Source organism: Providencia sp. PROV209 (assembly GCF_028479485.1).
In the GTDB taxonomy this organism is placed as follows: domain Bacteria; phylum Pseudomonadota; class Gammaproteobacteria; order Enterobacterales; family Enterobacteriaceae; genus Providencia; species Providencia alcalifaciens.
The window spans coordinates 126147-146971 of record NZ_JAMPNR010000001.1 but is presented as its reverse complement, the minus strand read 5'-3'; the positions used below and the strand labels follow the sequence as shown (position 1 = coordinate 146971).

Annotated in this window: 21 protein-coding genes and 1 other RNA gene; 9 read left to right on the top strand and 13 right to left on the bottom strand. The window is 40.4% G+C overall.

The window, feature by feature from the left end; translation table 11 throughout:
* Positions 1-21 precede the first annotated feature (21 nt).
* Together PR795_RS00795 and grcA are read right to left on the bottom strand one after the other, a co-directional pair.
* The gene (locus tag PR795_RS00795; RefSeq protein WP_006658687.1) at positions 22-1470 is read right to left on the bottom strand and encodes an ankyrin repeat domain-containing protein; all 1449 of its coding nucleotides are present in this window, start codon (positions 1468-1470) and stop codon (positions 22-24) included.
* Positions 1471-1630: 160 nt separating this feature from the next.
* Positions 1631-2014, bottom strand: coding sequence for an autonomous glycyl radical cofactor GrcA (gene grcA, locus PR795_RS00790; RefSeq protein WP_006661276.1), 384 nt, complete (start codon positions 2012-2014; stop codon positions 1631-1633).
* 339 nt (positions 2015-2353) lie between these two features.
* Here grcA and ung point away from each other — a divergent pair, with 339 nt between their 5' ends.
* On the top strand, positions 2354-3034 hold the full coding sequence (gene ung / locus PR795_RS00785; protein WP_006661275.1) for a uracil-DNA glycosylase: 681 nt from the start codon (positions 2354-2356) through the stop codon (positions 3032-3034).
* 79 nt (positions 3035-3113) lie between these two features.
* Here ung and grpE read toward each other — a convergent pair whose 3' ends face one another.
* The gene (gene grpE, locus PR795_RS00780; protein WP_006658690.1) at positions 3114-3704 is read right to left on the bottom strand and encodes a nucleotide exchange factor GrpE; all 591 of its coding nucleotides are present in this window, start codon (positions 3702-3704) and stop codon (positions 3114-3116) included.
* Positions 3705-3820: 116 nt separating this feature from the next.
* On the opposite strand from grpE, the gene nadK reads away from it, so the two are divergent.
* From nadK to bamE, 3 genes are all read left to right on the top strand, one after another.
* Positions 3821-4705, top strand: a complete 885-nt coding sequence (gene nadK, locus PR795_RS00775) for an NAD(+) kinase (protein ID WP_179896740.1) — start codon at positions 3821-3823, stop codon at positions 4703-4705.
* 85 nt (positions 4706-4790) lie between these two features.
* Complete coding sequence (gene recN, locus PR795_RS00770; RefSeq protein WP_006658692.1) at positions 4791-6452, top strand: DNA repair protein RecN; 1662 nt, start codon at positions 4791-4793, stop codon at positions 6450-6452.
* Between the two features lie 112 nt (positions 6453-6564).
* Positions 6565-6957 (top strand): outer membrane protein assembly factor BamE, encoded by a 393-nt coding sequence (bamE, locus tag PR795_RS00765; RefSeq protein WP_006658693.1) that lies wholly within the window; start codon positions 6565-6567, stop codon positions 6955-6957.
* Between the two features lie 224 nt (positions 6958-7181).
* Here bamE and PR795_RS00760 read toward each other — a convergent pair whose 3' ends face one another.
* Together PR795_RS00760 and PR795_RS00755 are read right to left on the bottom strand one after the other, a co-directional pair.
* Entirely contained in the window at positions 7182-7475 is a 294-nt protein-coding gene (locus PR795_RS00760; protein WP_006661274.1) for an RnfH family protein, read from the bottom strand.
* Entirely contained in the window at positions 7468-7902 is a 435-nt protein-coding gene (locus PR795_RS00755; protein ID WP_006661273.1) for a type II toxin-antitoxin system RatA family toxin, read from the bottom strand. Before PR795_RS00755 ends, PR795_RS00760 begins: the two co-directional genes overlap by 8 nt.
* A 153-nt stretch (positions 7903-8055) precedes the next feature.
* Between PR795_RS00755 and smpB the strand changes: the two genes are divergently transcribed.
* The 4 genes from smpB (at position 8056) to PR795_RS00735 (ending at position 10289) form a co-directional block, all read left to right on the top strand.
* Positions 8056-8538, top strand: coding sequence for an SsrA-binding protein SmpB (smpB, locus tag PR795_RS00750; RefSeq protein ID WP_006658697.1), 483 nt, complete (start codon positions 8056-8058; stop codon positions 8536-8538).
* A gap of 47 nt (positions 8539-8585) precedes the next feature.
* Positions 8586-8949, top strand: a transfer-messenger RNA (tmRNA) gene (gene ssrA / locus PR795_RS00745).
* 435 nt (positions 8950-9384) lie between these two features.
* Entirely contained in the window at positions 9385-9597 is a 213-nt protein-coding gene (locus PR795_RS00740; protein ID WP_006658698.1) for a helix-turn-helix domain-containing protein, read from the top strand.
* Between the two features lie 422 nt (positions 9598-10019).
* Positions 10020-10289 (top strand): hypothetical protein, encoded by a 270-nt coding sequence (locus PR795_RS00735; RefSeq protein ID WP_006658699.1) that lies wholly within the window; start codon positions 10020-10022, stop codon positions 10287-10289.
* Between the two features lie 66 nt (positions 10290-10355).
* Here PR795_RS00735 and PR795_RS00730 read toward each other — a convergent pair whose 3' ends face one another.
* Positions 10356-10595, bottom strand: coding sequence for a helix-turn-helix domain-containing protein (locus PR795_RS00730; protein WP_036966831.1), 240 nt, complete (start codon positions 10593-10595; stop codon positions 10356-10358).
* A 232-nt stretch (positions 10596-10827) separates the two neighbouring features.
* Here PR795_RS00730 and PR795_RS00725 point away from each other — a divergent pair, with 232 nt between their 5' ends.
* Positions 10828-11127 (top strand): HdeA/HdeB family chaperone, encoded by a 300-nt coding sequence (locus PR795_RS00725; RefSeq protein ID WP_006658701.1) that lies wholly within the window; start codon positions 10828-10830, stop codon positions 11125-11127.
* A gap of 327 nt (positions 11128-11454) precedes the next feature.
* Here the strand turns inward: PR795_RS00725 and gpJ are convergent, their stop codons facing one another.
* From gpJ to PR795_RS00690, 7 genes are all read right to left on the bottom strand, one after another.
* On the bottom strand, positions 11455-15117 hold the full coding sequence (gene gpJ / locus PR795_RS00720) for a TipJ family phage tail tip protein (protein WP_272516575.1): 3663 nt from the start codon (positions 15115-15117) through the stop codon (positions 11455-11457).
* 60 nt (positions 15118-15177) lie between these two features.
* Positions 15178-15783: a tail assembly protein gene (locus PR795_RS00715; protein WP_006658704.1), complete on the bottom strand. Its 606-nt coding sequence runs from the start codon at positions 15781-15783 to the stop codon at positions 15178-15180.
* A complete protein-coding gene (locus PR795_RS00710) occupies positions 15780-16490 on the bottom strand; it encodes a C40 family peptidase (RefSeq protein ID WP_036960323.1) in 711 nt (236 codons plus the stop codon). Before PR795_RS00710 ends, PR795_RS00715 begins: the two co-directional genes overlap by 4 nt.
* On the bottom strand, positions 16487-17230 hold the full coding sequence (locus PR795_RS00705; protein WP_006659234.1) for a phage minor tail protein L: 744 nt from the start codon (positions 17228-17230) through the stop codon (positions 16487-16489). Before PR795_RS00705 ends, PR795_RS00710 begins: the two co-directional genes overlap by 4 nt.
* On the bottom strand, positions 17227-17571 hold the full coding sequence (locus tag PR795_RS00700) for a phage tail protein (RefSeq protein WP_006659235.1): 345 nt from the start codon (positions 17569-17571) through the stop codon (positions 17227-17229). The genes PR795_RS00705 and PR795_RS00700 overlap by 4 nt, the downstream gene beginning before the upstream one ends.
* 62 nt (positions 17572-17633) lie before the next feature.
* On the bottom strand, positions 17634-17846 hold the full coding sequence (locus PR795_RS00695) for a hypothetical protein (RefSeq protein ID WP_036952419.1): 213 nt from the start codon (positions 17844-17846) through the stop codon (positions 17634-17636).
* Between the two features lie 32 nt (positions 17847-17878).
* Positions 17879-20824, bottom strand: a complete 2946-nt coding sequence (locus PR795_RS00690) for a phage tail tape measure protein (protein ID WP_272516574.1) — start codon at positions 20822-20824, stop codon at positions 17879-17881.
* Position 20825 lies beyond the last annotated feature (1 nt).

Here is a 20825-nt window from a genome sequence, read left to right as displayed (position 1 = left end):
AAAGCGGGCTTCGGCCCGTTTTTAATTCATTAGTTTATATACTTTCTCTCTCATTATCCGGCTTTCATGGGTCAATGACTCTGCTTTTATCATGTGATTATCTAAAATATCGCGGCAATTATAGCCTTGACTATTTTCCATTCGCCAGTCAGCACCACTCGATAATAATAATTCAGCAACCTCTAAAGAGTGACTATTTAAAGCGTCATGCAATGGAGTATTTCCTAAATTATCTTTAACATTGACCATTAAGCCATTACTTAACAAAATTTCTGATTGTGCGACTCTTCCACTTTGAGCTGCCAAATGTAAAACTGTTTTTTGTTGAGCCAATTGCATTTTTTTAATTCCCTGACCATAAGGGGATTCCAACAATATTTTAATGAATTGACTATTTCCAGCTCGAACAGACTGCATTGCGAGCTTATCAATATCACAGTGCTTATTTTTCATTGAAAGTAGCGCAATAAATTCGTTTATATTTTCTCTCTTAATTGATGTTTTACAGCTTTCTTGCCAATTAGAACTTCGTCGTTGCTCTATGTTTGGAAGATCATTCAACATAGAATCCGAAGTTTTATCAAATTCACCTGTAATCGCATTCCAATTATTCCATGGTTTATGTTTGCACATCATCCTTATAATCTTAACCATTGAATGTGCAATAAAGCTCCTGGTCAACAAACGGTGTGGTAACCAGTCTTTCCAAGAATTATGTTCGCTATAAGCCATTTTGATACAATTTCCCAACGCAGAAGGGATTGGTAACCTGTTTTGCAGTACATCAAGCCAATCATATTGAACAGTATAAAAGCGTATCAAACCTTCATCTGCTCGCTGTTTAGCAATGTTATAATCCATCCCAATTTTATGTACTGTGTTTTGTGCAAGTCCTGACGGGCTAAATGAAATACAAGGTGATTGACTTGCCAATGCTGCTATCGATGCTAGCCCTCCCCCTAAAGAGTGCCCAGTGCAAATAATATTGCCTTTAACCGCTCGATATAGAATATTCGTTAACCCCACAGCCTGAAAGAATTGAGGTTCGTAATATCCTAATCCTTGTCGAATATTCGCATAGAAATCGACAATATCATTCGTTCCCGCAAAACAAATAATATATAGACCATTAAAACAACAAATATTCGATTGGAAACCGGTAAATTCATTATTTAAAAGTTCTGCATCAATACCTAACGCGTTAATTTTTGATGTACTGAGTTTTTCTATTCCATGAATATCTCGCCAATTATGATGATAAGCACCTTGTGAAAGTAGCGCTAAAAGATAATCTTTATTCTGTGCATCTCTTCCTAAAAAATCCTCCCGCATTATATTTTTAGACCATTTATCACGAGGACTGCATAACGATTCCAAAAATGTATTCTGTTGATATAAATTTAAACCTTCCTCAACAAAAGAAAGTTCATCCTTACTTACTGTCTGCTGTATTAATGTACTCAATGGCATAAATTCTCCCTAACAAATGCTGTATGCTGGAAGAATATTGAAATATAAATAACTAAGGAGGGAAATAATCTACTTTGTTAGAGACAAATAAAAAAGCCATTGAGAACAATGGCTTTTAGAATTTATTAAGATAAGAGATCTATTGACCCCTTAATGTTTATTACAGGCTTTCAGTGAAAGTACGGGTAATAACATCGCGTTGTTGTTCAGGCGTTAATGAATTAAAACGCACGGCATAACCAGAAACACGAATCGTTAATTGAGGATATTTTTCTGGATTTTTCACTGCATCTTCTAATGTTTCACGGCTTAATACGTTAACATTTAAGTGCTGACCACCTTCCACACGTACAGTCGGTTTCATTTCCAGAGGAACTTCGCGGTACTCAAAAGCACCTAATTCATCTTTAGCAACAACCTGACCTTCGTTATAATCCGCTTTCGCACACACACAGCGAGCTTCATTTGACTCGCTATCGATTAACCAGAAAGAATTAAGTAGTGCAGCATTATCACTTTTTGTAATTTGAATACCAGTAATCATCTCGACCTCCACGTTCGAATCAGATTTTGATCAACCTTTACTAACTATTTTTAATCGCTGTTGATTGGATAATTGGTCTAACCAACCTGTTTATCTAATATATACCAGCTAGCCCCCTCGCTTTCTTTGATATTTATCAATTATTTCGTATGGTAATTAACCAAACCCGTGCATCTTTATGATTTAAATCAATATTCATAAATGGATTTTTTAATTATTTTTGTAAATTTTCAAAATAATTTTAAATAATTTGAGGGGGTTAAGATGGAACAACACTTTATCTATGCGCCATGAACCAGTAAGCTAAGCACTATAAAACACATCACTATGGAATAATTCATGTCAAACACGATGACTTGGCACGACGTAATCGGTGCAGAAAAATCACAGCCTTACTTTAAAGATACCCTTGCGTTTGTTGCTAAAGAAAGAGAAAACGGCAAAGTGATCTATCCTCCACAAGAAGATGTTTTCAATGCTTTTCGTTATACAGAATTGGGTGATATTAAAGTCGTGATATTAGGGCAAGACCCTTATCATGGTCCGGGGCAAGCCCATGGTTTATCCTTTTCAGTGCGTCCAGGCATTAAAGCACCACCATCACTTGTAAATATGTATAAAGAACTTGAGAAAGATATTCCTGGATTTGTTCGCCCAGACCATGGGTATCTCCTAAGCTGGGCACAGCAAGGTGTTTTATTGCTTAATACTGTACTAACCGTTGAACAAGGTCATGCCCATTCACATGCACATTTAGGGTGGGAAGCGTTTACAGATAAAGTTATCCAAGCAATTAATGACCATACTGAAGGCGTTATTTTTCTGTTATGGGGCTCACACGCGCAAAAGAAAGGTCGCATTATTGACACTAAGCGCCATCATGTACTCAAAGCGCCTCACCCATCACCACTATCCGCACACCGCGGTTTCCTTGGGTGTGGTCACTTCTCTAAGGCTAATCAATTACTTGAGCAGCAAGGCCGTACCCCTATCAACTGGAACCCAGTTATCCCTGCGTAATAGCAATCTATGGATATAAAAATGGGATGCTTAGCATCCCATTTTGTTCTATATCCTAAAATCATATCTCGTTCTAAACTTATTTAGAAACGATCACCATCGCAGGGCGCAACAGACGATTATTTAAGGTATAACCTTTTTGCATCACGTTAATCACTTGACCAGCACTGTGGTCAGGAGATTCAATCATGGTCATCGCTTGGTGAACTTCAGGGTTGAATGGCACATTTGCCTCATCAACAGGCACAATACCAAACTTAGACACTGCATCTAAGAACGTTTTTAGCGTAAGATCCAAACCTTCTAGCATTGCTTTGGATTCTTCACTTTCACGGTCTGCCGCGTCAATAGCGCGCTCTAAGTTATCAATCACAGGCAACAATTCATTGGAAAATTTCTCAAGTGCAAACTTGTGGGCTTTTTCAATATCTTGTTCTGTGCGACGACGAATATTTTCGATTTCAGCATGAGCACGTAGCATTGCTTCACGTTCAGTTTTACGAGAAGCTTCAAGTTGCTGTTCAAGCTCAGCAATACGCGCGGCTAACGCTTGTTCTTCTGCTTGTAAATCAGCTTGTTGAGTTTCTACTTCTTGCTCTGCTTGCACTTTTTGTGTTTCATTTTGCTCAGAAGCTTGCTCATCATGCATGTTTTGTTCTTTACTACTCATGAATATCTCCGCGTATTTAGCAATAATTCTATCTATGGGAGTATTATGGGGATCTAATACAGGGATTCAAGGGAAGTCATACAACGAGGAGTTAAAAAAGTATGCAAAAGGCTAAGATGACACCATCTTCACAATTTAAAACTATCGGTATTGTCGGACACCCAAGGCACCCTGAAGCACTGGCGACCCATGAACTCATCTACCATTGGCTCATTTCAAAAAATTACCATGCAATCATTGATAAGCAAGTGGCTAAAGATTTGAAATTAAAAGATGCCAATACAGGCACTTTAACAGAAATCGGTCAGCAGGCAGATTTAGTCGTTGTAGTCGGAGGGGATGGCAACATGCTCGGTGCTGCACGAATTTTATCTCGCTATAACAATAAGGTTATTGGCGTAAACCGAGGTAATTTAGGATTTTTAACTGACCTTGATCCTGATAATGCACTCCAACAACTGTCTTGTGTTCTTGAAGGAGAATATCATGAAGAACAGCGCTTTTTATTAGAAGCCCAAGTTATCAAAGCAAATCAAAAGGCCCGTAAAAGTAGCGCAATTAACGAAGTGGTTCTTCACCCAGGAAAAGTCGCACACATGATTGAGTTTGAAGTCTACATCGATGAGAAATTTGCCTTTTCTCAGCGCTCTGATGGTCTAATTATTGCGACACCAACAGGTTCAACCGCCTACTCTCTTTCCGCAGGTGGTCCAATTTTGACACCGAATTTAGATGCAATTGTGTTGGTACCAATGTTCCCACATACCCTATCATCTCGCCCACTCGTGATTAGCAGTGACAGCAGTATTCGTTTGAAGTTTTTACGTACAAATATCGATTATGAAGTCAGCTGTGATAGTCAAATTATGCTCCCTATCCAAGATGGTGAAGAAGTCATTATTAAACGCAGCTCAAAGAGTCTGAATTTAATCCACCCTAAAGATTATAATTATTTCAATACGTTAAGCTCAAAGCTCGGTTGGTCTAAAAAAACTTTTTAATTTTTTTACTCTGCCTCTTTACTGTATAAAAAAACAGGTTAAACTGTATGAAAACACAGTTGTGTATTTAAACAGGAGAGCGCAGATGCTAACCCAACTAACCATCAATAATTTTGCCATCGTTCGTGAGTTAGAAATCGATTTTCGTAGCGGTATGACAACAATTACAGGTGAAACCGGTGCGGGTAAATCCATTGCTATTGACGCTCTCGGTTTATGTTTAGGCAACCGAGGGGAAGCCAACATGGTGCGCCCAGGAGCTCAACGTGCTGACTTATGTGCACGTTTTTCTTTATCTGATGCACAAATGGCAACAACCTGGCTGATTGAACATCAACTTGATAATCATAACGAATGCTTACTACGTCGTACCATTGCTGTTGATGGCCGTTCTCGCGGCTTTATTAATGGTGTTTCTGTTCCGCTTTCACAGTTACGTGAACTGGGTGCGCTACTGATTCAAATTCACGGTCAACATGCTCACCAATTATTGTTAGATAGTGACCATCAGCAATCTCTGCTTGATGCGTATGCAAATCAGCAACAATTACTCGCTCAAATGAAGCAAACATGGCAAACATGGCATGAATCTTGTCAGCAATTGGCTATTTTTCAAAAACAGATGCAAGAGCGTGAATCTCGTCAGCAGTTACTTGATTACCATTTAAAAGAATTAAATGACTTTCTCCCTATCCAAGGGGAATTTGAAGAAATTGACCAAGAATATAAACAATTGGCTAATCATGGGCAATTTCTCACCATTGGACAAACTGCTTCACAAATTCTCACCGAAAGTGATGAGGCTAACGTTATTAGCCTATTGAACATGGCAAAAAATGAATTGACTGACTTAGTCACTCTAAACCCCAAATTCTCTGGATTACTGGATATGCTAGAAGAAGCCTCTATTCAAGTTAGCGAAGTCAGTGATGAAATTAAACATTATTGCGACCAGTATGAATTAGATCCAAATCGCTTATTTGAATTGGAACAACGCATTTCCAAGCAAATTAGTTTAGCCCGTAAGCACCATGTGACACCTGAAGCTCTACCAGAGCTCTTTCAACAATTAGTCGAAGAGCAAAATCAAATTGCTAATCAAAATGAAGATTGTGAAGCCCTCAATGCACAAGTCCTCGCTGACCACCAAAAAGCATTAGAGTGTGCAGAACGTTTACACCACGTTCGTCTACATTATGCACAAGAGCTGAGCCAATTAATTACAAACAGTATGCATCAGCTCTCTATGCCCCATGGCTTGTTTACTATTGATGTCAAATTCGTTCCTGAAAATCTACAAATTGATGGTGCTTGCAAAGTGGAGTTCAATGTCACGACTAACCCTGGACAACCACATCAAGCGTTAGCAAAAGTTGCATCGGGGGGGGAATTATCTCGCATTGCTTTAGCTATCCAAGTGATTACAGCGAAGAAAATGGACACCCCTGCTTTAATTTTCGATGAAGTCGATGTGGGGATTAGTGGTCCAACCGCTGCCATTGTTGGAAAATTACTACGTGAGCTCGGAGAATCCACTCAAGTCATGTGTGTGACTCACTTACCTCAAGTGGCAGGGTGCGGTCACCACCATTTTTATGTCAGCAAAGAAACCAATGGCGTAGAAACGGAAACGCATATGCAATTACTGGATAAAAAATCAAGATTACAAGAGCTTGCAAGATTACTAGCAGGTTCTGAAGTCACCAAAAACACGCTGGCTAATGCAAAAGAGTTGCTCGCAGCTTAAATTTCGACAACTTTTTTTATCTCCTGTTGTCTTAGAGTCGATCTGGAAGGTTTTAAATTGTATCAATGTCGATTATCATTGATGTTCTGACTCCAAAAGGAATGAGATATCCATGCGTTATAAATTGTTAACTGCTGCTGCACTATCATTCGCATTAATGTCCACGGGCTGTTCAATGATGGAACGTCTTGTCTATCATCCGGATATTAACCAAGGTAACTATCTGACAGCAAAAGATGTTTCGAAAATTAAGAACGGAATGACACAGCAACAGGTTGCTTATGCTTTGGGCACCCCAATGATGACTGACCCGTTTGGTTCTCAGACTTGGTTTTATGTTTTCCGCCAAGAGCTGGGACATGACCCAGTGAAGCAAGAAACATTAACGCTGACGTTTGATCGTAATGGTATCCTGACAGATATCAAAAACGAAAAGAACCTTGAAGCTCAGCAAGCCATGGAAGCTGGTGAAGTTAAAGCATCAGAACCAAAAGTAGCGGAATAACACCCCATATTGCTTAACGCTTGAGAGAGTATAAGTAACTACCTGAGATCCTTTAAATCATGGAAACCAACAGGTAGTTACTTTAAGATAATTCACTGCAAGTGTTTTCTTTAAAATTGTAGCGTTTCACTCTCTTATCCTCTGCGAAATAGTATTTATTAAATAAAAAAACCGAGCTTTCACTCGGCTTTATTTCACATCAATACATTCAATGATGTTGTATCTTACTTGTTGTTTTCTTTTGATTTTTCAGCTCGTTTACGGCGTAGTTCTTTTGGATCGGCTATCAATGGGCGATAAATCTCAATCCTATCCCCCTCTTGCACCACATCCCCCAATTTAGCTGGGCGGCTGTATATTCCGACTTTATTTTTCTTTAAATCGATATCCGAGCGCAGCGCTAAAATACCCGATGCAATAATTGCATCTTCAATCGTGGTTCCTTCTGCAACCTTCACTGAGAGCAAAAATTGCTTTTCAGGTAACGCGTAAGTTACTTCAATATTGATATCAGACACGATAGACGACCTTAGCACGAGACGTAAATGCTTGAACCATATTGTTGGCCAGCTCTTTAAATATTTTGCCAAATGCCAGCTCAATAAGCTTATTGGTAAACTCAAAATCGAGATGGAACTCAATTTTACAGGCATCAGCACTCAAAGGAATAAACTGCCATCCCCCTGATAACGTTCTAAAAGGTCCTTCGACTAATTGCATTTGAATGCGTTTATTGTCTTCCAATGCATTTTTCGTAATAAACGTTTTACTAATTCCTGCTTTTGAAACCTCAACTGAGGCCGTCATTTCATCAGAACTGTGGCTAATAATGCGACTTCCAACACATCCTGGTAAAAAACTTGGATATGAAATCACATCATTCACAAGTTTATACATTTGTTCCGCGCTAAAAGGGACTAACGCAGAGCGACTAATCTGTGGCATATCAATTCCTATCCCCAAAAACTGCGCATATAATAGCACCATTAGTGGGTTACTCAAAAAACAAAACCCGTGCAGGGCAAGAAATGCACAATCACAAAAATATCAGTGTTGAACGATTTCATTCAACGCATCTTAACGTATAATGAATGAACTATGACAAAGAAAAAACCATATAAACCCGGTTCAGCAACAATTGCTATGAACAAACGTGCTCGCCACGAATATTCTATCGAAGAGGAGTTCGAGGCGGGTTTATCCCTACAAGGTTGGGAAGTTAAATCATTACGTGCAGGCAAAGCCAATATTGGTGATAGCTACGTTCTCTTACGTGATGGCGAAGCTTATTTGTTTGGTGCAAACTTTACACCACTAACTGTCGCCTCATCTCACGTAGTTTGTGACCCAACACGTAGTAGAAAATTACTTCTTAACCAACGCGAATTAGATACACTTTATGGACGAGTGAATCGCGAAGGTTACACAGTTATCGCCCTTTCCCTCTATTGGAAAAATGCGTGGTGCAAAGTCAAAATTGGCGTTGCTAGAGGTAAAAAAGCCCACGATAAGCGTTCTGATATCAAAGATAGAGAGTGGCAATTAGATAAAGCACGTATAATGAAACATTCTAATCGCTAAGTCCTAGCTTTATAGAGTTATTTTCTGTTATACTGCAATCACAACTTGGGGCTGATTCTGGATTCGACGGGATTTGCGAAACCCAAGGTGCATGCCGAGGGGCGGTTGGCCTCGTAAAAAGCCGCAAAAAAATAGTCGCAAACGACGAAAACTACGCACTAGCAGCTTAATAACCTGCTTAGAGCCCTCTCTCCCTAGCCTCCGCTCTTAGGACGGGGATCAAGAGAGGTCAAACCCAAAAGAGATCGCGTGGATGCCTTGCCTGGGGTTGAAGCGTTAAACTTAATCAGGATAGTTTGTTGGTGGCGTGTCTGTCCGCAGCTGGCAAATGAAATTAAAGACTAGACTAAGCATGTAGTACCGAGGATGTAGAAATTTCGGACGCGGGTTCAACTCCCGCCAGCTCCACCAAATTTTAACTGTCAGTGATGTGACAACAGCTTTAAAAACAGTAAGTTAGTAAAGTTGAGCAGACAGTAACATTACCCAGAATGGACTTCGAAATGCACGTGAAATGCACGCGCACTAGAAAAATAGAAAAGCTCACTCCGGTGGGCTTTTTTATTGTCTTTTAAATACAGCCTATATGGCGCAGCAGTATATTCCCCTGAAATAGTATCATATTGATTTTAAATGTATTTTTATTTATGATTGATTTAAGAATTTCAATTATACATTGTAACCTATTGATTTATATTGTAGTGATAAAGAGTTTTGGGGAATCCCTTTTATCACAAACATAACACATCCCTCCCCCTCACTTCACATCACAATTTCTACACATTTCGTCACAGTAATTCACTCTCGATGCCATCATCATCAAAAAACCATACATGGTAAACCACAATGAGCAAGAAAATCCTCGGCATATTCATCAAACAAAAACGCATCGAGAAAAATATTTCAATATCTGAAATTGCAAATCATCTAACAATCTCAGAAGCTATGTATATTCGCGTTAAAAACGGGAATGACTCAATCTATGTAGATGACTTAATGACTATAGCTGAAATGCTCGGTGTTGATGAGCGTGAAATTTTGAAGATGGAAGATGTATGAAAAGAAATAACAACTAACTGCACGGATAAAAAATACCTAATGTGATGAAAAACCATGATATGCGGCTTCTATGCTAGAAAAGATTAGCAATACAATATCTATAAAAGCAATGAATTACACAAAATTACATCATTAGCAAAATACCTTTCTTATACACCTAACTTCTTATAGGACAAAAGCTTTCCATTACTAGATATTCCTTCTAACAAAATATTTTGCTTACAATCTTAAGCCTATTTAATATAATTACTGCCAAAATGAATGAACTAAAGTTTATGTCTACCAGCTCTTACCTTAACAAAACTATAATTTTGTTAAGGTCGATAATCTAAGAAAAGCAAATCTAAAAAATTTCTGACTAAATTTGATATTCAATAAAAGTCATTTCACTTAAAATTTCACTTCAAAATATTGGAGACTTCATGAATATCACTCAATTATTTCTATTAGCTCTAAATTGTATCAATGAGCATCGGGAACCATCACATACTGAGCAATCAATAATTTATGTATTCTATAGAACAAACATTGCTGGATTGATTTCTATAGATGAATTTATGGACAAATTCGTTGAGCTATCCGTTTACTGCGATTCATCAAAACAAAACAAAGCGTTTGCTATCAAACTTATAGAAAAATATTTACATCTATCAGCAAACAAACTGACAGCGATAAAAAGTATGCCTACCTAATAACAGACACTCCAAAGCTGCTCTTAATAATGAGGAATGTCTAACTAATTCACTTAATAGTTAACGCTACTGAATTTCCCACATCACCTCATTAAAAAATTCTTTAATATCAACACGTAAAATCTTAAGAGCTGAAACCAAAGTATCTATATCTATTTTATTTATTCCTCGTTCATAACGATATAACTGCTGGGCGCTTTTACACCCTATCAGTTGAGCAAATTCAACAGCAGTATATCCAGCGTCACGTCTCAGACCTTTAATCTTATTTCCAATCAATGTTGTTACTAAGACATCAGAACTCATGCTTCGATACTCCATTCATATAATTAGACACAATCTATTATGCTCTCAAACCTCTGGATTATTCACTTTTCCAACTTCTAAATCACTTATAGAGAATCGATAAGTGATAATTGTAATTTGAAAATTTAAAATCTCCCTATAACTTTATTGACTTTACTAATATTTCTTATTATTTGTAGACTACAGATTTATTTCAATAGGCGTTATCACTAGAAAACGAAGAGGAATATTTATGAATAAGTTTCTAATTTCTGCTTGCATGATTGCATCAAGTGCTCTGTCCTTTAATGCATTAGCCGCAGACAAAATGACCTCAACTCCCGAAAATATGACATGTAAAGAGTATGTGGACTTAAACCCTAAAAGCTGGGCTCCAGTTGCCTTATGGGTAACATCACAAGATACTCAGTTTAAAAGTGGAGACTGGGTGGCATTATCTGAACAGAGCGTTGCGGAAGCTCCTTTAATCCTTGAGTTTTGCAAGAAAAAACCTGAAGGAACTTTAAAAGATTACCTTGCTAGCAAAAAATAAAGTTTTTTAACTGGTAATAGCCGCAGTTTAATTTCTGCGGCTAATTAGATTACTCGCAGCAATTCTATTTTCTGTACCCTGATTCTTGATACCAATACAGTGACAGTTTTATTAACTTCACTGCTTCAATGAGTTAAATAGAATCACTCAATATTAACTGAGACTGATCTTTTTATTGCTTTGATGAGTGTCCCCTCTTCTTTGAATATTTCAGCTCGCTTTGTATTTGTAGTACTCGATACAACGACTGCATATGCACGCAAAGATACAAATATACTTCCTCCAAATCCTGTGGTTGGAATGGGAATATCACTGCTCATTAATAAGCTATATGGAAATAAATGAAGAAGAATTATGTTTACAAGCGATAATCATCGCGGGATGAATTGTAGTCTTGCAACCGTTTTTATGGTACGTGATATATCTAATTGTCACCTTCACATCTTTAACCGCCGCTTTGAGTGTAGTATACAAAGAACAAATCAGTCTTCGATCTTTTTCTGTCGCTATTACCGTAGTTTGAGGCGAGTATTTAACTCCATTGATGATAATTTCTACACGAGTAGAGTGAATCGCGCCGGGCACAGATCCCTCCGCAGTGAACTGCATCGTTGGCATCAATAAATCAACATCATAAGGCATTCCACCCTTATAAATTACCGATGTTTCTATGATTTGGTCATAACGCTTACCATGAATCTCGCTCTTAGATACCTCCTTATAAATTGTCGCGGTTGCATTATCACCAACAAGTTTGTCTACATAAACAGTTCCTCTAAATTCACCATCTCTAGCATAAATCTTTCCTCTAAATATCCCGTCATTAAATTCAGGGGTACCATTTTTATTAATTTGCCATCCTGATTTACCCGAAACGAAATTATTCGACTGAATCACACTTCCTATCTTGGCATTGCTAATCGAGGCATCGGCGATGAATGATTCGCGCATGAAAATTTGTCCATTTTTCATGAACATCAAGGGTTCCATTTTTCCTCGTGTTGGATTAAAGAAAGCAAAATTATTTGCATTAAATCCAATGAACGATTCAATTTTCCCCGCCTTCACTTCAGCACTAATAACCATACTCGCGGCACTATATTTTTTCCCATCCACCATGATTGTGATGTTTGTATTGTGCATCGCGTACCCGGCATTTTGTTTAAATTCCGCCTGCATCTTAGAGTTAATCAGCGCACCTTGATTATCCAATTTCGCCTGAACTTGCTTCTGTGATTCACTGAAAGACCTGTCTAAATTCGTAACCGCTTTATCAAGCCGAACAACGCTTGCGTTTACCCCATTAATTGATGCGGTCACTTGTGCGTATTTTTCTGCCCACGATTTTCGTTCATCCGCAAACGCACGCTCTAACGTTTTATGTTGAGATTGTGACTGTTCATGGTTTACCGTAACCTCTCTCTTCACTTCTTTAATTGCTGCACTATTGACTAACACCGACTCATTCAGCCAATCAAGTTCTTGAGAGAGCTGTTTCCCAGCATCTGTCGACATGAAATGCTCGTTCAAATCCGGCAAGATGGTATTCACATCAAACTCTGATTCTCCTCGCACCCATTGAGTCCACTCGGATTCATTACCCGATTTATCAACAAGTCTTGCTCTGAAGTAAAATACGATACCAGCGGCTAAACCTGCCATCTCATAGTTTCTTGACGGATAAGGGACATCAGATAACAGCATCAAATCTTCACCATTAGGGGTCTTACTGTACTGAATTTCCGTTTTCAATGTGTCACTAGTATTTTCATCAAACCCCCAATCCAACTTAATGCCAAACACCCTTGGCGAGGCTTTAAAATTGACAGGTTTCGGTGGATTACCCACTTTTCCTGTCAGGCTAGTTTCGGGGGCATTTGTCCAAGCACTAGAAATTTCAGACGCATTAACCGCTCGAACTCGCACTTGATATCGACCAGAATAAACGCCCTCAATATCAAACCCCAGTGATGATGTCCTTGGTGCATTGACCCAGTTCCCGTTATCACGACGCCATTGCGCTTCATAAGCAATCGCATTTTCAGCCGCGTCCCAACTGACACTGAGCGTAGTCAACGCCATGCCTTGGTCAACTCTTGAGTAAGACGTGATTTCGACCTTTTTCGGTGCAGGCTGAACGCGAGGCGGAATAACCGTTACGGGACGTTCGTCAATGCGAGCACCTGAATCGATATGGTCATAATGGTCAGGATTATGGATAGCACCGCTAATGGTATAAGTGTTATCGCCGTTATCGCTGATATTAATCACTCGATATAGCTGGACCGCTAAGTCATCAGAATCCACCACCCACACGGTCTCTTTCTGTGGTATTTGGGAATATTCAACAGAAACTGTAACCACTTTTTTATTTACTGAAGTAACGGTTCTCCCTTCTGATTTTCCGTCTGGTAAGTTGATGATCAGGCGATCACCCGCTTTAATTGATGTCTCTCTATCAAGAGTAATACTCCTTCCTTTCGCGGAAGAGATACGCCCACCGTTATCACGCCCAGCTAAATTTGAATCAGCTACCGCGATAATATGACCCGGTGAGGGAATTGCCCCTTCTAACCCCGTGGCAAATGTGATCATGCGGTCATTTGCGTTAGTCAGTAATGCCCAGCGACCACGTCGATTCGCTTCACTTCGACGGGTACACCCAATTGCAGAGAGTTCTACTTTACGCACGCCATAACGATGCTGAAGTTTTAAATCTGCGACCGCCTCGATATCATCTTTGCTGTGGTTATCCGTATCCGTAAATGAAACTAAGGCTTGGGTGTAGCGATTTTGGATACTGCCCCCCGAGTAAGACGGTTTTCCCCCAACGATATTGGCATTGGTAAATGTACGAAAAATACTGGCTGGCATATCGGCAACCGCATTGACTTTATTGTCCGCCCAGAAGGTCATTCCTCGAAAAATAGCCGCAATATCCCGTAATACGGTATACGCTGCCTCTTGTGATTGAATATACACATCACATAAAAAACGAGGCTCTTTTCCCTCGCCTCCTCGTCCATCAGGCACCCATTCATCACAATACTGTGCGATTTTGTACAAATCCCACTTTTCAATCTGATGGGGTTTGATTCTGTCACCACTGCCATAACGATTGTTCAGGACTAAATCATAAAACACCCAGGCGGGGTTATTGGTTGCCGCCAGCTTAAACGTTCCATCCCAAACACCCGCGTACGTTCGATTCACAGGGTCATAATTTGTCGGCACTTTAACTAACAATCCCCCTTTCGGACGAACACTAATTTTAGGGATACGGTTGTTAAATTGACGGGCATTAAATGTCACAAAGAGAAGCGCCGTATTAGGGTAACGTAACTTGGCGTCAATCACCTCGGTGACCGCAGCAATCGAGACTTTATCGGCAATACGAGCGGTATTCTGATTTTTGGTGAGTCGCCGAACGCGCAATTGCCAACCTGTCGTGGCTGAGGGTAAATCGATACGATGGGTGCGCTGATATTCACTGGTCGTTTTACCATCAAATGCAGACTTAACGAGTTCTTGATACCCAGCACCGTCTGTAGATAAATCAATCGCATAGACAATGCGATATCCCGTTGTATCACCATTATCGTGTTGACGCATTAACTGAGGCACTGAAAAGCGAAGGCGAATAGCGGATAACTGCGTATTATTAATCATTCGGATATACGGCTGATCGTCTCGCAGCTCTACACCCACGGCGTTGTCATTATCAACCGACGGTATCCCTTTGATATACTCTTGTTGCTCGCTACCGGGGCGAAACTCCCATGTTACCCCTTCGAAGTTTTTCGTTCCATCCGCATTACCAATTGGCGTCTCATCTAAAAAAATACGCGTATCATCCAAGCCCCCCGCAATTTCCCCCTCAGAAATGGCTAACAGAATTTTTGCAGTCGATTCTGAAAGCAAATTATCTTTGGCTTCTACGGGCGTATGACCGCCCCCTCCGCCACCTTTAGCGCCGTATATCGTTTCCATATTTCACCCATAAAAAAACGGCACTCAAGCCGTTTTCGTATATGATAAAGATTAATTTTGTTATTTTTGGTCTTCGGTATAGATACCCGCGGAGATAATCGCACCTCCGACTTCACGGCGGTCTAGTCCATATAACAGCGGCACAGGATTGCCCTGCGCCGTGGTATTTACAGCACCACCAAATGCATAGGATGGCTTATTATCCGCATCTTGTCGCATGGATAAGCCTTGAGGCTGGGGTGAGAGCATTTGCACCAAACCACCGATTGCCATAGCAGCACCACTCAACGCCAATGCCCCTCCCCATGTCCCTGCAGCGGTAAATGCGACAGAGAGACCTCCCGATAAAAATGCGGCAGCACCAATTAGTGCAACCCCTAAAATAGTTTGGAAGAAACCACCCCGTTTACTCCCTTTAATTACCGGAGCAATGCGAATTTCTTCACTGGTATCAAGATGCAATTCGTCTTCAGCAATATTGCGCTGACCTTTAAATACCGCAAATTCCAGCCCTTTCAGATGCGCATTGGCAAGGAACTGCTCGAATCCATCATAGAGTACCGATAACGCTTTAATCGCTTCACGCGGAGAATCGATAGCAAGTTGATGTTCGCGACCAAATTGGGTACCCAAAACACCATAGAGTCGTATTGTTTTTAAACTCATGCCAACTCCTTACGTCTGACTATTTTCACTGTCCTATCACGCCAATAATCACTGTATGGAACGATGCGGCTGAGCTGACCGTATAAGTGGTGAAGCAGCATACCATTCACTATCACCCCTGCATGGTTCGGAACATGAGCTTGCACTTGCATAATGACCATATCGCCCTCCTTTAAGTCACCGGCAAACTCGACAAAGCCCGCTTGCTGCCAGTTATCCATATACAAGTTTTCACCCTCTTCCCACCAGTGTCTCTCAACGCTGTAATTATGCAGCTCAATCCCGTGCATCTGTCGGTAATAATCCATAATGAGCGACCAACAATCTGCGTGACCAAGCACAAACGGACGACCTTCTAACTCACGCTCAATTCTAGGCTGGATTATGCGGATATCACCTTCCGGATAGGAAGCTATCACCCACGGTAGTCCCGAAGCATCACATTGCAATTTGTCTATTTCGCTCGGTTGAGACGTCACTCCATCCCCGCAATGGCTATGAACAATCGCTATTGGATTGCCCCAATCTTCGGCTGCGGCATAGTCTTCTGGGGAAAGTTCGAAATGATCAGTTGGATTATCGGAAAGATTTCGGCAGGGAAAATATTTTTTGACTCGACTTTTTTGGCAAATCACGCCACACGCTTCTTTAGGGTATTCCGCTTTGACATGCTGAAATATTACCTCTGTTAATTTCTTCGTGATCATCGTACTAACCCCGCGGCAGGGAATCCTCCAAAATCCAAAGGTTCATTTTCGCCAAATCGTTTTTTACAATCGCTAATGAGTCCACCGCACTTATCTAATGCCGGATCATCAACCGGTTCACCACGCTCATCGAAATATTTATTGTCCGTATAATTGCAACCTCGCCCGCTTCGATAATCGCCTTTCATACACCAGAAACAGAGGTTGTGGATTTGGCGACCGGGGATCATAACCCCTTGCAAGTCGAACGGACTCGACAACTCAAATTCAACTGCTTCTCCCGCGACTTCGCTCATTTTTCTGTCGATGAAATAAACCTGTTTGAAAAATTCTTCAGGGTTAGCGGTAGGATTTCCCTCTGGAAAATTCCTAGCATCTAGATAGTGAGCGAAGGTTTCATAAATAGTCACTTTCGCCAGTGCCATATCATCGAATTGCAAGCACAACGAGGATATCAAACCATCAATATTAGCCACTCTTAATAAGGGTCTGGCTGGACTACCATCACTATTTTTAGCCATGCCCTCGATTTCATAAGCCCATGCGCCATATTCATTTCCTTGCCACCAAATAGATTTTGGTTTGATACCTCCCTCTGCAGCGTCAATTTCTTCGGGTGCATGCGGCAAATTGTAAGCATGGAATCGAAGAGTTGGTCCATCAAACTCACTACCGTCCACTTCAATTAATTGAACCTTACTCCCCGGCTCTAATTTTTGAATGTCAGATGTTATATTCATACACTAAACGCCTGTTCAAAGGTTGCAGTTATAGTGATAGAGCTACCGCCAATTGGCTTTAATGTGATGGAATCTGCCTTCACCCGATACAGACCTTTATCACCAAATGGTGGAACCCAGATAAATGATTTTGCTGTGTGCGACCGGATAAAGGAAAAAATAGGCATTACCTCAGATTTATGACCTGTATAGGTAAATCCCCATGATTGAGATTCAGTATTGAGACCATCGCCTGAAACTTGCTTATAGCCATCACCAAATGCCACTTCTTTTATTCGATGCTTAAATTCGCCAGTTGGCGAGTCTTGGATTTGAGTTCGCCACTTAAACTCTTCAATCATTATTACCCCTAAATAAAAAAGCCACCCGAAGGTGGCTATGTGAGGATCAATCTAGATAATCTTTACTGATTTAATAATTTGATAGTTTTCCGTGCATGATCTTTAGCTTCGTCAAAGTATTCGGCTAGCGGTTTACTAGAGTTCAAGTTTGTTTGGTAGACTATATTTGCCAATACGAAATCAACACTATACTCATCACCTTTATAAACATCGACAGGAATGCTGATTTGCTCATCTTCTGGGTTAATGATTACAGTTCCAAGTTTTAACTCCATTACTACCTCTCATTAATTTTTTAATACTGTTCTTATCTTCCAACAGAAACAGCTTTGATTATTTTGTACAAATCACCACCTTCACGCCCCTCTATTGCCATGAAGCGCTTAAGCTTATTATTTAAGGATTGCTCCGCAGCTCGGATATCAACATTCTGCATAGAACCTTGCTGTTGAGCACCACTTACAACGCTGATGCCACCAAAATTAAGATTGACGTTAATCCCACCAGCAGGATGAGTGCCGTAAACTTGCACTCGAGGCTGACTCACTGACATTGGCTGAGAGCCACCTACATATCCACCAGATGCATAACCTCTCTTTCCTGCATCCATTAACCGATATAGATTAGCTTTACCTAATTTAGCCGTACTCTCTTTGTCAAATACAAATTCGCCTCTATGCACGATACCAGCTACATCATATTTACCGCCGTCACCAGTATATCCGCCTGTTGCATGACCTTTTAGCCCTAAGAATTCACCAACAACAGTCCCACTAAAAGCAGCTTTCATAGCATTCAGCATCGCCATTTGCATAAGCATTTTAATCGTCATTTCTAAAAATGAGCGAGTAAAGTCACCAAAGCTAGCTTTGCCCTTTAAAACAAAATCGACAACGCTATTACTCATACCTTGAAATACTGATTGGCTAATTTGAGATACGTTACCATAAACATTGGAGACTTGGTCTTGAAATTCTGCAAATCCCCTTTTAACTCCAGCCTCCCAATTGGTACGTAACGAATCTTCTTTACTGTAATAATCCTCTAATGCCTGCTTCTCTGCTGGTGATTTAGCTTGCTCAAGTGCGATGTCACGTTGGTACATACGGTCAGATTTACCAGTGCCCATATCCAGCGCTCGACTCTTAGCTTTTATTTCTTCAACTCGTTTTAGTTGCCTATCTAACTCTCTATTATGTTGCTTTTGACGCTCTATTTCATCGCCAACTACTGCTAATGCGCGTTGAGAAGCTAATACATATTCTTTTTTAGCCAATAACGATTGCTCATCATTGGTAAGCTTACGTGTCGCTTTTGCTTCTTCTAATACAGCTATTTTGGCTTCCATATCCCAAAGCTTTTTACGCTCTGAGCTAATCACATCAGCAACAGTTTTATGCTCTTTTAATACTTTAAGTTGAGCCTGTAGAGAAACGAGAGCTTCATTGGCTGACTCATCCGCACGAGTGCCATAGTCAGGTCGATATGCTGTAGGTTTCTTTTTCCCTCTCAGTTTTTCTTTCTCATACCGTTCCTTTTCACGACGAATCGCTTTATCCTTTACAGCCTGAGAAGCGTATTCTTTATTTTTTATTTCACTTAATTTGCGTTGGTGTTTCTCCTCCGCGGTCTCATATTCTCGCCTTAATGCTTCATCAGCCAAAATCTGTGACTTTTTAACCTCTTCCTGTTTTCTAGCCGCCTCTTTTCTCGCATTCTCTATATCCCTCTGAAACTTTTCTTCGTTTAGTAAATCCAGTTCTCGCCTTAAATCTTCAGGTGTCTGACCTGTTTTATAATGATGCAGTCCTTTAGCAGCAGGGTCTAACTGGAACTCAAGAAGTTTCTCTTCATAGTCTTTAATCTTTTGGTCTAGCGTTCTTTCTCGTCCTATATTAAGCATTGCATCCCATGCATCGCTCGCCATTTCCTTAACGCCTTTCCAAGCTGATTCTAAAAAACCTAAGTTGTTTTCAATTTGCTGACTACGCTCCTGCATTGCATTGGCATAAGACTCCATTGCTATCTTTGCAACCTCATGCTCCTTCCCCTGCTCTTGCAGTGCCATTATTTGCTCTAACTGAGTAGCCGTTAAGAAGTGAAGGGATTTATCTAGTTCAGTAACAGCTTTAACTGGCTCCTCTTTTAAACGCTGAAATTGCTTGATTGTTTCATCAACTGACTGACCAACAGCCTTTTCGATTGCGGCTGCTGTTTTAGAAACCATCTCAACTGTATCGCCGGAGAATCCCCCTGAGCCAACAACTTTTGATATAGCATCAGCCATACCATACTGGGTAATACCATTTCCTGATAAGTTTCTAACAAGAGTATCCAGTTGTGCCGCAGTCTTCCCTGCATACCTACCAGTAAGAATCAGTTGCTTGTTATATTCACTAAATTCCTTAGAGCCTTGATATGCAGCAAGAGCTACCGCAGAGGCGGCACCAACAAATCCAAACATTGCAACTCTTGCTGGGGTAATTAGCGATGCTAACGCCTTCAATGAGTTTCCTATACCACCGAAGGAATCTTTTATCTGACCACCTTGCTGTATCATCACCATCCATACAGGCATCCCAGATGCCAACGATGTGACAATATCCGTCATTTGAGCGGGTAACTGACGCATAGCGTTTCGATATTGACCAATCGTGATTGAACCATTTAAGAATGCTTTTTCTTGTTCTTTCAGCTTGGCAATCATTGGCGCAGCTTGTTGCGAAACTCCCATTTGCGCTGCTTTCAACTCTAAAATTTCAGTTTTGGTTTTTCCTATAAAATCCGTCTGATTTTTAAGAGATTGTAAGAATTCATCTGCGGCTTGCTTTGCTTTATTCGTTGCAGCCTCCTGAGCTAATAATGCTTGCCCTTCTGCAGTCAGAGACATGTGCATTCTTTGCAGCTTATCTCTAGTTTGGTCTAATATGCTGCTATAATCTTTGAATTGATCTTTGGGAAGTAACCCTTTTTTACTTGCTGCTACAAGCTTTGTCTGCCAGTCATCTAATCGTTCAAAAGCTTTATTTGTAGGGTTCAGCTGATTAAGTAACTCATGAAGCTCTTTACGCTGTTTCTCCGCAGCTTGAGCTGCTTTTTTCTGGTTATCAACGCCGCGTTTAAATTGTTCGTTCAGGTCTTGAGCTGAGCCATTTACCTTTTCTGCTGTGCTGCCAAACTCCTTTAATTTTTGAGTCCCACGCTCTAAATCAGACGTATCAGCTTTAAGCGAGATGGTTGCTATATCTGCCATT

Coding starts and splice junctions, on each gene's coding strand:
- PR795_RS00735 (WP_006658699.1), top strand. CDS start 10,020: ATGAATATCACTCAATTATTTCTATTAGCTCTAAATTGTATCAATGAG.
- PR795_RS00710 (WP_036960323.1), bottom strand. CDS start 16,490: ATGATCACGAAGAAATTAACAGAGGTAATATTTCAGCATGTCAAAGCG.
- grcA (WP_006661276.1), bottom strand. CDS start 2,014: ATGATTACTGGTATTCAAATTACAAAAAGTGATAATGCTGCACTACTT.
- grpE (WP_006658690.1), bottom strand. CDS start 3,704: ATGAGTAGTAAAGAACAAAACATGCATGATGAGCAAGCTTCTGAGCAA.
- PR795_RS00755 (WP_006661273.1), bottom strand. CDS start 7,902: ATGCCACAGATTAGTCGCTCTGCGTTAGTCCCTTTTAGCGCGGAACAA.
- gpJ (WP_272516575.1), bottom strand. CDS start 15,117: ATGGAAACGATATACGGCGCTAAAGGTGGCGGAGGGGGCGGTCATACG.
- recN (WP_006658692.1), top strand. CDS start 4,791: ATGCTAACCCAACTAACCATCAATAATTTTGCCATCGTTCGTGAGTTA.
- PR795_RS00715 (WP_006658704.1), bottom strand. CDS start 15,783: ATGAGTTTAAAAACAATACGACTCTATGGTGTTTTGGGTACCCAATTT.
- PR795_RS00705 (WP_006659234.1), bottom strand. CDS start 17,230: ATGAATATAACATCTGACATTCAAAAATTAGAGCCGGGGAGTAAGGTT.
- smpB (WP_006658697.1), top strand. CDS start 8,056: ATGACAAAGAAAAAACCATATAAACCCGGTTCAGCAACAATTGCTATG.
- PR795_RS00695 (WP_036952419.1), bottom strand. CDS start 17,846: ATGGAGTTAAAACTTGGAACTGTAATCATTAACCCAGAAGATGAGCAA.
- ung (WP_006661275.1), top strand. CDS start 2,354: ATGTCAAACACGATGACTTGGCACGACGTAATCGGTGCAGAAAAATCA.
- bamE (WP_006658693.1), top strand. CDS start 6,565: ATGCGTTATAAATTGTTAACTGCTGCTGCACTATCATTCGCATTAATG.
- PR795_RS00700 (WP_006659235.1), bottom strand. CDS start 17,571: ATGATTGAAGAGTTTAAGTGGCGAACTCAAATCCAAGACTCGCCAACT.
- PR795_RS00740 (WP_006658698.1), top strand. CDS start 9,385: ATGAGCAAGAAAATCCTCGGCATATTCATCAAACAAAAACGCATCGAG.
- PR795_RS00795 (WP_006658687.1), bottom strand. CDS start 1,470: ATGCCATTGAGTACATTAATACAGCAGACAGTAAGTAAGGATGAACTT.
- nadK (WP_179896740.1), top strand. CDS start 3,821: ATGACACCATCTTCACAATTTAAAACTATCGGTATTGTCGGACACCCA.
- PR795_RS00730 (WP_036966831.1), bottom strand. CDS start 10,595: ATGAGTTCTGATGTCTTAGTAACAACATTGATTGGAAATAAGATTAAA.
- PR795_RS00725 (WP_006658701.1), top strand. CDS start 10,828: ATGAATAAGTTTCTAATTTCTGCTTGCATGATTGCATCAAGTGCTCTG.
- PR795_RS00690 (WP_272516574.1), bottom strand. CDS start 20,824: ATGGCAGATATAGCAACCATCTCGCTTAAAGCTGATACGTCTGATTTA.